Source organism: Algoriphagus sp. AK58, from assembly GCF_014324365.1.
GTDB lineage: Bacteria > Bacteroidota > Bacteroidia > Cytophagales > Cyclobacteriaceae > Algoriphagus.
Map to the genome: position 1 here is coordinate 639,329 of NZ_QEIG01000008.1, position 13,512 is coordinate 652,840.

The 13,512-nt window shown below is 41.7% G+C and carries 11 protein-coding genes; 4 read left to right on the top strand and 7 right to left on the bottom strand.

Translation table 11 applies throughout. The features are described 5' to 3' along the window. Window positions 1–39 precede the first annotated feature (39 nt). The 7 genes from recN to DDT91_RS09555 all read right to left on the bottom strand — a co-directional run bounded on the left by recN (window position 40) and on the right by DDT91_RS09555 (window position 7,700). Complete coding sequence (gene recN / locus DDT91_RS09525; protein ID WP_187175941.1) at window positions 40–1,692, bottom strand: DNA repair protein RecN; 1,653 nt, start codon at window positions 1,690–1,692, stop codon at window positions 40–42. Window positions 1,693–1,732: 40 nt separating this feature from the next. After that, window positions 1,733–2,635 (bottom strand): DUF4835 family protein, encoded by a 903-nt coding sequence (locus DDT91_RS09530; protein WP_187175942.1) that lies wholly within the window; start codon window positions 2,633–2,635, stop codon window positions 1,733–1,735. Between the two features lie 27 nt (window positions 2,636–2,662). Next, window positions 2,663–3,871 carry a bifunctional phosphopantothenoylcysteine decarboxylase/phosphopantothenate--cysteine ligase CoaBC gene (coaBC, locus tag DDT91_RS09535; RefSeq protein WP_187175943.1) on the bottom strand — a complete coding sequence of 403 codons (1,209 nt, stop codon included), beginning with the start codon at window positions 3,869–3,871 and terminating at the stop codon, window positions 2,663–2,665. A gap of 6 nt (window positions 3,872–3,877) precedes the next feature. Beyond that, window positions 3,878–4,192 (bottom strand): DNA-directed RNA polymerase subunit omega, encoded by a 315-nt coding sequence (locus tag DDT91_RS09540; RefSeq protein ID WP_187175944.1) that lies wholly within the window; start codon window positions 4,190–4,192, stop codon window positions 3,878–3,880. A gap of 26 nt (window positions 4,193–4,218) precedes the next feature. Continuing rightward, entirely contained in the window at window positions 4,219–5,109 is an 891-nt protein-coding gene (locus DDT91_RS09545) for an outer membrane protein assembly factor BamD (RefSeq protein ID WP_187175945.1), read from the bottom strand. Window positions 5,110–5,175: 66 nt separating this feature from the next. Then, window positions 5,176–5,886 (bottom strand): T9SS type A sorting domain-containing protein, encoded by a 711-nt coding sequence (locus DDT91_RS09550; RefSeq protein ID WP_187175946.1) that lies wholly within the window; start codon window positions 5,884–5,886, stop codon window positions 5,176–5,178. 185 nt (window positions 5,887–6,071) lie between these two features. Next, window positions 6,072–7,700, bottom strand: a complete 1,629-nt coding sequence (locus tag DDT91_RS09555; protein ID WP_187175947.1) for an OstA-like protein — start codon at window positions 7,698–7,700, stop codon at window positions 6,072–6,074. A 48-nt stretch (window positions 7,701–7,748) separates the two neighbouring features. On the opposite strand from DDT91_RS09555, the gene tilS reads away from it, so the two are divergent. The 4 genes from tilS (at window position 7,749) to DDT91_RS09575 (ending at window position 13,463) form a co-directional block, all read left to right on the top strand. Then, window positions 7,749–9,068, top strand: a complete 1,320-nt coding sequence (gene tilS, locus DDT91_RS09560; protein ID WP_187175948.1) for a tRNA lysidine(34) synthetase TilS — start codon at window positions 7,749–7,751, stop codon at window positions 9,066–9,068. Window positions 9,069–9,071: 3 nt separating this feature from the next. After that, the gene (locus tag DDT91_RS09565) at window positions 9,072–9,587 is read left to right on the top strand and encodes a Crp/Fnr family transcriptional regulator (RefSeq protein ID WP_187175949.1); all 516 of its coding nucleotides are present in this window, start codon (window positions 9,072–9,074) and stop codon (window positions 9,585–9,587) included. Between the two features lie 144 nt (window positions 9,588–9,731). Further along, on the top strand, window positions 9,732–10,667 hold the full coding sequence (gene mdh, locus DDT91_RS09570) for a malate dehydrogenase (RefSeq protein WP_187175950.1): 936 nt from the start codon (window positions 9,732–9,734) through the stop codon (window positions 10,665–10,667). 102 nt (window positions 10,668–10,769) lie between these two features. Beyond that, entirely contained in the window at window positions 10,770–13,463 is a 2,694-nt protein-coding gene (locus DDT91_RS09575; RefSeq protein WP_187175951.1) for a hypothetical protein, read from the top strand. Window positions 13,464–13,512 lie beyond the last annotated feature (49 nt).

The following is a 13,512-nucleotide window of genomic DNA, read 5'->3' on the forward strand; positions in this document are numbered from 1 at the left end:
AATTCGGGTAAAAATAGACAAAATTTAGGAGTTCAGCCCTTAATTCTGCAACAGCTCTCTAGCACTTGCCAAAGCTGAGGCAGAGGGGTTAGCTCCAGCGATCATTTTGGCCAATTCCTGTACTCTTTCCTCCTGATTGAGGAGTTTGATTTTGGAGATGGTTTTATCTGCGGAGTTGTCCTTATAAACGAAATAGTGAGCTTCTCCCTTTGCCGCTACCTGAGGCAGGTGAGTGATGCAGATGACCTGGTGATTTTTGGAAATATCTTTCATCATTCGAACCATCTGTAATGCCACTTCGCCGGAAATCCCTGTGTCGATCTCGTCAAAAATCAAAGTCGGAAGGGCTATTTTATCCGCCATCAGGTATTTGATTGCAAAGAGCAATCGGGAAAACTCCCCTCCGGAAGCCACCTTCTTTAAGGCTTGAGGGATTCCTCCTTTATTGGCAGAAAAAAGTATTTCGATCTCATCCAAGCCGGAGGTAGAAGGTGGAGTGGATTGAAGGTCCATTTTGATCTTGGCATTTTCCATCCCCAATCCGGCAAGCAACTCCTGTAAAGCCTTTTCAAAAGAAGAGAAACAGGATTTTCTTTTATCGCTTAGAATTTCCCCACACTCCATCATGAAACGCTCGGAGTCTTTGAAAACTTTTTCAGCATCGGCTAGACTTTCATCCAGGTTTTGATATTGGAAGACTTTGTCGGCCAATTGGTTTTCGATCTCCATCAATTCCTCTACGGTTTGCACTCCGTGCTTCTTTTGCAACTGGTAAATTTTGCTGAGTCGATCGCGAATTTCTTCCAGTTTCCCAAAATCCACCTCTACTTTGCTCTCCTCATCAGAAAGGCTTTCAACGATATCCTTCAGCTCAATAAAAACAGTTTGAAATCGCTCCCTGTAACTACCGAATTTGTGTGCAAGGCGGTCCAAAGCATGCAGGCCCTGCTGGATTTGACTCAGTCCGTGAATCACTCCAAATTGCTCATCCTGAAAAACGGCCAGCAATTCATTGATCTTTAGCTTAATTTCTTCCGCATTTTCGAGAATTTCCTGGGTGGATTCCAATTCCTCTTGCTCTCCGGTCACTAAGGATAGCGCACTTAACTCATCTAGCTGAAACTGATTGAAGTCAGCTTCTTTTTGAAGCTCCAGAGCCTTGTACTTTAATTCCTCAAAATTCTTTTTGGCTTTTCTAAAAGCTTTGAAAGCTTGCTGGTAAGACGACAACTCATTTTGGGTGTGTGCAAAAGCATCCACCAAACTCAACTGATAAGCTCCCTCACCCAACAATAAGGTGTCGTGCTGGGAATGCACATCCATAAGCTTAGAGCCAAGCACTTTAAGGGTATCCAAAAGGACAGGTGTATCATTGATGAAAGAGCGCGATTTGCCTCCCGGACTGATTTCCCTGCGAATAATGCAGGTCTCCTCATAATCCAACTCCAATTCCTCGAAATAAGACTTAAGACCATATTCCCGGATTTCAAACACCCCTTCCACAACACATTTCTTGTCTTCGTGAAGCAAAACTTTAGTATCTGCCCGATTGCCTAACAAAAGTCCTACCGCTCCGAGCATAATAGACTTTCCTGCCCCTGTTTCACCGGTAATCATGCTGAGCTTTGAGCTCGGCTGCATCAATAGCTGATCAATCAGGGCATAGTTGGAAATACTTAGAGACTTAAGCATGGATTAGTTTGGCTTTAGGACAAAGCTAAAAAAACTGGGCTTAGCTTCGGAGAAGCTCGTTGTACTTTCTGGCATTATTTGGATCCACCTCGAGCAGAAGCTTGACTGCCTCCTCTCGGATCTCAAATGACGCGCTTTTCAGAATTTGCGCGATCTCATCACTTTTGGCATCTACAAAACTGATAGTGAAAATCCCATTAGGCTGTAATTTGTTGGCCTCATTGACTAGGCGGATGGCTTCTAAAATATTCTTGTAAGCCACTTCAGGATCTATCTGGATCATATCCATCCCCTGCCTGTGATATAGGTAATACGCATCACGAATCTGAGAATAGACAGTAGACACATATATATCATTGATCAACCAATATCGGCTTCTCCGGTCACTGGGGTTTTGTACCCAGCCGGGACGGCCTGACTGCTGCGCATTATTGACTATATCATTGGCTACTTCGAAATACGGATTCCCCCCTCTACTTGAGAAGGTATCATAATCGATCCCCAATGCGATATGTGCGTAAAAGGCAAGCAAAGAACTGATGTTGTTCAAAAAAGTGAACCGGTTAAATTCCAGTGGTTGAGATTCGATATACTCAAAAGTCCAGTTTCGATCCGCAAAATTTAAAATCAAAGACTCATAATTTGTCCCATAAACCGGACGAACGACCTGCACCTGAACAGTAGCACTGTAGACTCCCACTTGAGGAACTTCATTGATGGTAATGAGCAGATTACCCTTGATTCGCTCTTCTGGTCTGAATTCGTCATTTGTCCAAGACCTCCCATTAAGAAATTGCTCAAAACTGGTCTTCATTTGGTTGAAGACATCGGTATTTTGAAACCGGGATCGGTCGCTGTTGATGATGACTGTAAAATTGAGTTCCTGAGCGAATAGCGCCGAACAGCTTAATAAAAATAGAAATGACAGGATGCCTCTCTTCATGCCATTAAACTAACAAAAATCTTCGGGTCAAATCCAAACGGGTACATTTTTGACTTCTCGTAGGATCAATTCAGCTATTCTAGATTTTGGTAAGAGGTCTGATTGAACCTCTTTCCCATTTCGATGAAAAATCTTCACTTTATTGGTATCATGGCGAAATCCAGCACCTTCTTCTTTTGCAGAGTTAAGTACAACGAGGTCAAAGTTTTTCTTTTCCAACTTGCCCCGCGCGTTGGCTTCGCCGTTTTCGGTTTCCAAGGCAAATCCGACATGAATTTGATTGGGGGATTTGACTTTCCCCAGTTCCAAGGCGATATCCACGTTTTTTTTGAGATGAAGGGTGAGTTCTGATTCCTGTTTCTTGATCTTTTCCTTCGCCACTTCAGCTGGAGCATAATCGGCAACTGCTGCTGCAAAAACACAGATATCCATTTGGCCATGAATGGATTTTGCTGCCTGGTACATTTCACTGGCAGAATGAACGGGATACAGGTGAAAATTCTCTGATTTCAAATCCAGACTTACCGGTCCAGAAACCACAAACACCTCAGCTCCTTGGATCTGAAACGCCTTTGCGATAGCCATACCCATTTTACCGCTCGAATGGTTGCTGATGAAGCGAACAGGATCCAAGGCTTCTTGTGTAGGCCCTAGGGTGACCATTACTTTTTTGCCTTTGAAGTCCAGCTTTGGACTAAAAAAATGATAGACATGCTCAAGGATATGCTCAGGTTCCATCATTCTCCCCTGTCCGGACAGTCCACTGGCAAGCTCCCCAGATTCAGCATCCAAAATGATATTTCCAAATGATGCCACTTTATCCAGGTTTGATGTCACTGATGGATGCTGATACATGTCCAAGTCCATGGCCGGGGCGAGCATTACTGGGCATCTAGAAGAAAGATAAGTAGCGGTCAGGAGATTGTCACAAATCCCATTGGCAAACTTAGAAAGCGTATTGGCGCTGAGGGGAGCTAGAATGAAAAGATCTGCCCATAGCCCCAACTCCACATGATTATGCCACTCACCTGAATTTTTATTTGAAAAATCAGACATAACCGGCCGCTTGGAAAGGGTAGCCAAAGTCAGAGGGGTTATAAAATCAAGAGCAGAGGCGCTCATGATAACTTGCACCTCTGCTCCGGATTTGATCAGCAATCGGGTCAAAAGAGCCGACTTGTAGGCAGCAATACTGCCAGTGACTCCAAGTATGATCCGTTTGCCCGAAAGGTTCATGGAAAATTACTCGGTTACTTCCTGATCTGGAAATCTGTGGTAAACTTTCCCTTCAGTAAATTCTTCCATTGCCAAGGTAGATGGCTTCGGCATTCTTTCATAAAACTTGGAGATCTCAATTTGCTCTTTGTTTTCAAACACCTCTTCCAGATTGTCTACTGTAGAAGCAAATTCAGAAAGCTTATTATTCAACTCTTCCTTCAGATTGGTGGAAATCTGCTTTGCACGTTGTCCCACAATATGAATAGACTCGTAGATGTTGCCGGTTTGCTCAGCTATTTTATCCAGGTCTCTTGTAATGATGGATGGATTGACCGCCATATTTTTAGATTTAAATTGATTCTGTTTTAGTTTTCTTTTTGAGTAGTCACTTCCGCTGATTGGGCAGCTAGTCGGTCTGCATACTCCTTTTTGAGTTTGGCATGAGTCTCAATTTCTTCTTTGGTTTGATTCTCATACTTTTTTACCTCTGTAGTGAATCCACTGTTGGGATACTTTCTGTAGAAGTTATTTGCAAATTTAATGGCATCATTCAGACGCTCTTCCTTCTTGTCAAAACTGCTGTTCTTGGCGTAAGAATAGGCTACTTCCACAAGCTTGTAAGCTAACTCCTCATTATGCTTACTCTCTGGGTAATCCTTTGCAAAATTTTGAAAATTGATGATACAAGCTCTGTAAAAGTCCCCAGGGAACAGGCCATCTTTAAGTCTGTAATACATTTCAGCTTCGCTGTAAGCCTTTTGCTCGAACCTATCTTCTAGATCTTTGAGCATTTCCATCGCTCTCTCGTAGCTAGCCGATGCTGGAAATCTGGTCACAAATTGCTGAATAGCAGAAACGGCTTCTCTACTACTTTGCTGATCTAAATTATAATCCGGGGCATCAAGGTAAAGCGAGTAAGCGTGCATGAAAAGAGCCTCCTCCGCCAATGGACTTCGGTTGTAGGTTCTGTAGAAATTATTGAAATATCCGGCTGCCTCAATGTACCTTTTGGTCTTGAAATGGCAGTTTGCATAATTATATTCAGCCATTTCTGCCTTTTCAGAGCCTTTGATTACGGGAAGTACCTTGTCGTAAAGAATAATGGCTTTGTTGTATTCGCCTTCTTGGTAATACTTGTTAGCGCCGTTGTAGAGCTCCTCCCAGTTGGTGCTTTTTTCCAACTTGGAAAACGGCCCGCAGGAGCTAATCAGAGCAATAAGAAGGAATAATGTAATAGAAAGAAAGCGCATATTCATTTTCAAGACCGCAAATATACGGGATAATAATTCGTATTCAAATGGATTGAGGAGGCAGGGAGAGCACTACTTTTTGACCTGTAGTTTCTTGGTTACCACATTTTTATTATCTACAATGAGTGTGTAGAAATAAACCCCAGGCTGGAATTCAGAAACATTAATGACCAAAGAGCTTCTGTCCGGATCCAATTCATATTCAGCAATCGGATTTCCAATGAAACTGTTTATGGTGATTTTAGCTTTTGCTTTTGGGTTGACGAGTTCGTAATCCAATTGCGCAATCCTGTTGCTGGGATTAGGATAAATTTCGCTCAGCTTGACATCTTTATAGGAAAAGTCAGCTTTTACTACATTTTCGACTTCGTACCTAGCTTCAACGATAAAATTCTCCCTTATATTTTCCGCATTGACGAAAAATAAATCAAAACTACCTCGAGTCTCAGCTATACCGAGTTCAAATTCCAAATAAAAGTCGGTGTATATCTCTCCAGGGGACAGCTTGATCGAAATCTTAGCAAGTTCTTTTTTGGGATCGAAGCATTGATCACCAAAACAGATCCTCATTTTTTGCGAAGAACCTATATTTCCACGGATATTTTTTAAAATATAAGTCTTCTGCTGATTGGACTCGTTTTGAAGAATGATTGTCTTCCGCTGTGAGGCACCTATAGGACCAGAAAAATCCACCACTTCACTTAACACACGTACCTGCTGCGCCCCTGCAAAAACAGGAAAAATCAGCAAAAGGAACGTCCATTTTAGAAGCAATGATTTCATGTAAAAGTTTGATCAATAAGCCTAAGATGTTGGTTTTCTAGACAATTAATATACGGACAAATTTACCCAATTGGATATGCTTAACTAAAAAAAATGGGTTAATTGTTGTTAAGCTTTATAAAATTTTTGTTGAAAAATTTCGTTTGCTTCAATTCTGAATCAAAAGGATGGTAATAATCTACAAATTACCTGTTTTGAACACCTTTTTTAGTAAGGTTATTCTGGATTTCCGCATCTGTAGGCAGAGTCAATTTTACATCAGGATCATTGAAAAGATTTTTGGCACCGGGGTCAATTTCTATTACTTTTCTCCATTCATCAATATCATTTTTCTCAGGCCTTTCCTCTATTCTCCACTGGAAGCCTTCTAGCCTACTTATCTTTTCGTCGATCTTTTGCACCGGAGTAAACTTCCCGTCGGGGCGAATTCCAAAATTTGATTTGCGGATTGCACCATCCACAAAAGTCAGCTCTATAGTAGCACTTAATATCCGATTTACTCCCTGAGTCAATGTATCTGCCTCCAAGGCATAGTATAGAGATTCTCCATTACCTTCAATGTTCAACTTTTCGATTTGTCCTTCCTTAAAATGTCCCGTCATCTTTCTCCCCTTCATCTGATTAAAATTTAAAAGAGTGTCTGTCATGATCGCAAAAGCCTTGTCCTTCATGTAGACACGATCCAACTTTTCATTTGCGATAAAAAAGACCATACTATCAGCAGAAATCTGACTTTTTCGGTTCCACATTACCGGATCTTTGAAAAGTTGAATGGAAGAATCTGAATAGTTGTAAAAAAGAGAGTCTGCTTTTCCCGAGAGATCTGATTTAACCATTTTCACCGAATGGTAAGCGAGAAGGTATTTCGCCGAATCCGCCTCATTATCATGAGAAATCAAGGTGTCTGCAGCCAAGTAAAGGGTATCGGCCTCAAAATACCTTCGTACTAATGCCTTCCCATAAATCTCACTGTATTTTTTCTCCTCCCAGTATTTGCCAACATCCCCAAAAACTTCCAGTTTTCTTTCTTTATTCAGAACACGAACATCCTTTATGCCTTCATAATAACCTCTTTGCTCATCGTAATATAATTCTTCAGCCTTTACCCGACTATCCTCTGTTTCCACAATCCCATCAAAGAACCGAAACTGCTTTTGTTGGGTATCGTAGAAACTTCCCTTTTGAGCATCAAGAGTATATCCTTCTTTGGACAAAATATTTGTCAGCCCCTGAGTTTGGGCCGTTTTTGGTATAGTGAGGTAAATCAGATCATTTGTTTTGAGTGTGTAATCCGGATTGACCAAAACCACATTCTGTTGGAAATTGATCCGCTCATAGTTGATCTCATAAATCCCTGTCTCGCTGGTAAGCACATTTACTGAGTCTACTACCTTTCCATTATTGTAATAATTGGCAATGTTGGTTTCCCTATTGTAGTCAAGGTAATCGGTGTAGAGGCTAGTTTTTTGATTGGTAAATACCACCTTGTTTCTAAGCTTGGCGACCTTGGTGTTCCCATCGTATTCAGCATAAGAACTGGTGGTCGTGATGGGATCTTCGACATCTTCAATACGTACTCTTCCAAAAAGTTGGGCTCGGTTTTGATCTCTGAAAAAATGAGCTGAATCACAAAAAATCAGGGAGTTTTGATGCTTCATTTTTACACTTCCCAAGAGACGGTCAAATCCTTTAGCTCCACGAAGCAAATCTGCACTTAGAATTTCCAAAGTGGAGGATTGCTGGGCAAAACTTTCCGTCCCCCCGACAAGCGAAACCAGAAAAAGGAGAAGGAAGGTGTAAAAACGAAAGTTCATAATTCTTTGGACGTCGGCAAAATTAGCAGAAAAAGCTATTTTTGGTCAATGCAGGAAGCCTTTATTGCCCACATAAGAAAACGTCAGCTCTTAGACCCAAACAAGGTCTACTTGTTGGCCTGTAGCGGAGGCCTCGATAGCATGGCTTTGGCCAACTTGCTTTCGGCAGCAAAGATTTCTTTTGAAATCGCACATGTCAATTTCAATCTCCGAGGTGAGGATAGCGATGCAGACCAACAGTTTGTGCAATCTTGGGCCGAAGAACGTGCGATCAAATTTCATTTGAAAACCGCAGAGACCATCGTCTATGCTCAGCGCTTGGGGATCTCCACGCAAATGGCTGCAAGAGAGATCCGATATCAATTTTTTGAAGAAATACGCTCCAAATATGGTCTCGATGGAATCCTCTTGGCACACCACGAAGACGATCAGATCGAAACGATATTTCTTAATCTACTAAGGGGAACCGGCATCGAAGGAATATACGGAATGAGCGAAAGGAAAGGTTGGCTCATTCGTCCTCTTCTTACTTTCTCCAGAGAAGAAATTGCCGATTACATGCAAACCAATAGCCATGAATGGAGAGAGGATCTGTCCAATCAAAAATCTGACTACAAGAGAAATAACCTTAGAATCAATGGCTTACCTCATATTTTTAAGCTAGAAACTGATGCAAGAAAAAACCTTCTGACTAGCTTCAATCGACTAAAAGATACAGGAAAAGCTTTTTCCGGGCTTTTTGATTTTTGGAAAGCAGAAAAAATCAGGGAAGAAGAAGGAATTCAGTATTTGGCTTATTCCGATATTTCACATCTGCCGGGCGGGGCTTCCTTACTTTATTTTTGGCTTAGACCTTACGGCTTCAATTCCGAACAAGCACTAACCATTTGGGAAAGCCTGAGTGAAATCCAGTCAGGCTCAGTATTTCACGGAAATGGCTATCAGCTTTGGTTTGATCGAAAAGAGATGATGCTCTGCCCCAAACCATCACCATTTCAAGGGTATATCCTCCAGGAACATGAAAATGAACTTATCCTTCCTGAAGGATCCTATGAAATCCGCCGTTCTTTTGAAAAATCAAATATTGATCCCAATCCCCAGAATGCCGTACTCGACCTAAGCCAGCTGGAATTTCCTCTTGAGATAAGGACTTGGAAAGATGGAGATCGATTCATACCCCTTGGAATGAATACAGAGAAAAAAATTTCCGACTTTTTGATAGACCTTAAAGTGCCTTTGGCTAAAAAACAAGACGTAAAAGTCCTAGTTTCAGGTGGGAAAATTGCTTGGGTAATTGGAATTAGAATTGCCGATTGGGCAAAACTGACTCCAGCTACCCGTCATACTTTACATTTCAAAAAACGCTAAGCCATGCGAAACCCTTTTTCAAAGACCTTCGAACCGCACGAGTTGCAAATGTTTGATTTTATGCAAGGTATTAAGTTTTTTGAAAGGCTGAGACAAAAGGAACTTTCGAGGTTTCTACCGGCTATGCATGAAAGAAAATACGTCAGGGATGAGGTGGTTTTCTTCAGCAAGGATCCCAGCCAAGCTTTATATCTTATCCGAAGGGGTCAAATAGATTTAACAATTGATGTCAGAGAAAACTTTGAAACCATCATGCAACTCAAGAGAGGAGAGGCTTTTGGGGAAAATTCGCTCTTAGAAAATGCAAAAAGAACCTACACTGCATTGGTCACTTCTGATGAGGCTGATTTGATAGTTATTCCACATTTTGCCATTCAGGAGATTTTTGACAGCAACCCAAAGATCAAGGCTAAAATGATGACCTCATTGGCCGAATATTACAACACAAACAATCAGCGTCTTTTTAGATCTTATCGAGAATCGTTTGGATTTTTCAGCCTTCGGCAAATGTTTGAATAATACATTACTCCGGTTGAAGGATTCACTTATCAAAAATCCAAAAAAGAGCAACAAACTAATCCATGGCAGGTTTCTATTCGTAAGCATTGCTTATTAACTTAGCGCCGCTTTTTAAGGCAGTTCACATAAAAAAATATAAAAAACATGAGCAAAGTAACCGTAGTTGGTGCAGGTAACGTAGGTGCCACCTGTGCCGATGTTTTAGCTTATCGCGAAGTAGCAGAAGAAATCGTATTGGTTGACATCAAGGAAGGTATCGCTGAAGGTAAAGCCCTTGACATCTGGCAAAAGGCTCCCATTAATCAGTACGATAGCCGTACCGTGGGCAGCACCAACGATTACAGCAAAACTGCCAATTCTGACGTGGTAGTCATCACTTCAGGCCTTCCAAGAAAGCCCGGCATGACCCGGGACGACCTGATCGAAACCAATGCCGGTATCGTAAAGTCAGTGACTGAAAACGTAATCAAATATTCTCCAAACGCCATCATTATTGTTGTTTCCAATCCATTGGACGTAATGACCTACCAAGCTCATTTGACTTCCGGATTGCCAAGAACCAAAGTAATGGGTATGGCTGGTATTCTGGACACCGCTAGATACAGAGCATTTCTGGCAGAAGAACTGAATGTATCCGGAAAAGAAATTCAGGCTATCCTAATGGGTGGACATGGTGATACCATGGTGCCGCTTCCAAGATACACTACCGTTGCCGGTATTCCTGTGACCGAACTGGTAGAGAAAGACAAATTGGATGCGATCATCGAAAGAACTAAGTTTGGTGGTGGGGAATTGGTGAAATTAATGGGTACTTCTGCATGGTATGCTCCAGGATCTGCAGCTGCACAAATGGTAGAAGCTATCTTGAAAAATCAGAGAAGAGTGTTCCCTGTATGTATCAAGCTGGACGGTGAATACGGAATCGATGACTGCTACCTCGGAGTTCCTGTGATCTTGGGTAAAAACGGCATCGAAAAAGTGATTGAACTGGATTTGAATGCTGAAGAAAAAGCACTATTGGAGACCTCAAGAGGTCACGTGAAGGAAGTAATGAATGTGCTGGACCGTTTGGGTAAATAATCAGTTATTCTAACTATTCTTGACCTAAGATTCTTCCGGATTGACCGGAGTTTCTTAGGTCTTTTTTTTGTATACTCAAGTTCGAATCACCTCCACTACCCCGTGAAAATCTGGAAAAGTCTTTTGGTCATTCTTCTGCTTTCCCTTTTGGGATGGGGAGGGTATGAGCTATACCAAAAGTTTATTTTATCCAGAAAAATCAACAGTCTGGAACTTATATCCAGTGACGCTGTCTTCATTTTTGAAACCGAACGGGCTGATCAAACTTGGAATGAGTTTGTTAATCAACCTGCCTGGGGAGTCTTTTCAAAGTTTCCTGCATTCCAATCCTTAGCTTCCCAACTAACCAGCTTGGACAGTATTTCAGGAGGAAACGGATTTATATCCAAAACCTTAAGAAATAAACAGGTCACAGTGAGCTATCACGCTACTGGAGTAGATAATTTCAGCCTGCTTTACACCATTAATTTTGGTTCTAGCTCACCTGCAGAACTTCTCGAAGAGCTAAAATCAAAAGTTCCATCTCAAGCCAAGTTCCAATCAAGAAAATACAGCGACCAGGAAATTCTGGAATATGTTGATGCATCCAATGCCAAACAATGGAGTATTACCGTGCTCAACAATGTGTTGCTGATTTCTTCCTCTTCCTTTGTCATCGAGGAAGCAATTCGTTTCTTCTTAAGCGACAATCCAAACCGACTTTCGGATAAACTTGGAGATCAGCTGTCGGCTGATTACGAATTTGGAAGGCTTATCCTGACTTCCAAAGGAATAGGAAAGCTGCTTAGCGGAGTGAGTTCGTCCAGAGAATCTCTTTCCATTCAGGAATTCAATCTGTCAGAGCAGATAGCCATCATGGAGCTTTCGTTTGAGGAAAATCAACTTGTTTTCAAAGGACCACTTGTTTGGGAAGAAGAAGTGAACTTTTTACCCTCAGTAAAAGCCCAATTTCCGGAATTTGAAAAACTGATTTCCAACCGCACCCAAGCGATTACACAAATCAATTTGGGAGGAATTTTTGAAGCGCAAAAACTTCAAAATCCCGGATTCGTTTCCAAGTCCACTATCAGCGGCGAAATCCAATCCCGACTGATTGATCGGGGATTTTTGGACAACTTTTCTGGAGAAATGTATTTCTTGGAGTTGGAACCCTTGGGAAATCAGCTCAAAAACCTTGCTTTACTCATCCAAACCACTCAGCCGGAGCAAACTTGGGCTTTCCTGAAAGAGTTTAGAAGCAATACAGAAATTCAGGCTGGAGATTTTTACAGGGAAAATGAAATCCTCTTTTTCCCGGAAGAAGAATTCCCTGCGCATATTTTCAATGGGAAATTTACCGGATTTGAACAGACCCATATCAGCCTAATCGGTGATATCCTCATTCTGACCAACAACGCCCCAGGGATGAAAATGGTCCTTGATGACTATTTTCAGGGAAATACCTGGAGCAGAAAATCTCCGGAAAATGGTTCAAAAGCAGTCTCTCCTTCATCCGGATTTAGTAAAACCTTCTTTATCCCTAAAATCTGGGGTAAATGGATTCAATCTTCCAACCCAACATGGAGTACCTTTCTACAAAAATATGCTTCAGAATTCCAGCATTTTCAATGGTTGAAACTTGCTATCCATCAGCAATCCTCCGGTCCTGTAGTGAGCTTAACGCTCAACTTCTTTGGAGACAAATCCCCTGAAAAAGCCGAAAAAAAATCATTTGAACTGATCGCTGGCAAGCAATTTTTGCTTCCGGAAGCTCTGGTTTACGGACCTAAATCAGTCAAAAACTTCAACGATAATTCCGAAGATCTTATCCTCCAGGATTTAAACCACCACCTTTATCTGATCAATTCTGCTGGAGAACAAGTCTTCAGCCAAACCCTTTCGGGTCCAATCATTTCTGATGTTTTCCAAATTGACTTTTATAAAAACGGGAAACTCCAGATTCTTTTTGCGACCTCAGATCGACTCTATGCGATCGATCGATTGGGCAATTTTATTCCAGGCTTTCCCTTGTCCATACCCGGTGAAAAAATTTCCCAACTCAACTTGGTCGACTATGAACAAAGCCGGGAATACCGATATTTTATCTCCACTGAAAAAGGCAACCTTTGGCTTTTGGATAAAACGGGCAAACAGTTGGAAGGATGGAACCCTCTTTCTCTTGGTGAGTCCACCCTAGGAGCTCCGTTTCATATACGGGTGCCAGGGAAAGGAGACTTTATGGTTGCCCAAGGAAATTCAGGAAAAGTGTTCTTTTTCAACCGTAGAGGAGAACATCAGCCAGGCTCTCCTTTGAGTTTAGGGGGCGCAATAACTACTCCACTGCGTATCACACAGGGAAACTCTACCTTTATCTCCGCTGTGACTCAAAATGGAGAAGTAATCGGTGCTTCTTTTTCAGGGGAAATTCTTTATCGAAATCAGTTGGTAAAAAACAACCGGGACGACCGATTTGATCTGATTTCCGACCAACTGAGACAGTCTTTTTTGATACTCGTCCGTCAATTCAACAAAACCATTGTTTTAAATGACAAAGAGGAGACTTTGATCTCGCTGCCCATCTCTGATGAGAAAGCTTGGTTTGGCTATTTTGACTTTGGTTCCAATCGAAAAATTCTTGCCGTGACCGACCCTGAACAGGGCTTTGGATATTTATATGATTTGGCAGGAAATCTTCTCACCAATACTCCCCTGGAAAGCGAAGGTGAAATTCAAATCACCCATCGACCAAGTCTCAGTCAATTGATTATTCGCACACGGTCAGGAAGCAAGGTTTTTGAATACGTCATTCCAGACTAATCCAGTTACTTGGCTACCCATTGGGTATTAGTTAACTTTGTCTGCCTAA

Coding starts and splice junctions, on each gene's coding strand:
- DDT91_RS09555 (WP_187175947.1), bottom strand. CDS start 7,700: ATGAACTTTCGTTTTTACACCTTCCTTCTCCTTTTTCTGGTTTCGCTT.
- tilS (WP_187175948.1), top strand. CDS start 7,749: ATGCAGGAAGCCTTTATTGCCCACATAAGAAAACGTCAGCTCTTAGAC.
- DDT91_RS09545 (WP_187175945.1), bottom strand. CDS start 5,109: ATGAATATGCGCTTTCTTTCTATTACATTATTCCTTCTTATTGCTCTG.
- DDT91_RS09540 (WP_187175944.1), bottom strand. CDS start 4,192: ATGGCGGTCAATCCATCCATCATTACAAGAGACCTGGATAAAATAGCT.
- DDT91_RS09550 (WP_187175946.1), bottom strand. CDS start 5,886: ATGAAATCATTGCTTCTAAAATGGACGTTCCTTTTGCTGATTTTTCCT.
- DDT91_RS09565 (WP_187175949.1), top strand. CDS start 9,072: ATGCGAAACCCTTTTTCAAAGACCTTCGAACCGCACGAGTTGCAAATG.
- coaBC (WP_187175943.1), bottom strand. CDS start 3,871: ATGAACCTTTCGGGCAAACGGATCATACTTGGAGTCACTGGCAGTATT.
- recN (WP_187175941.1), bottom strand. CDS start 1,692: ATGCTTAAGTCTCTAAGTATTTCCAACTATGCCCTGATTGATCAGCTA.
- mdh (WP_187175950.1), top strand. CDS start 9,732: ATGAGCAAAGTAACCGTAGTTGGTGCAGGTAACGTAGGTGCCACCTGT.
- DDT91_RS09530 (WP_187175942.1), bottom strand. CDS start 2,635: ATGAAGAGAGGCATCCTGTCATTTCTATTTTTATTAAGCTGTTCGGCG.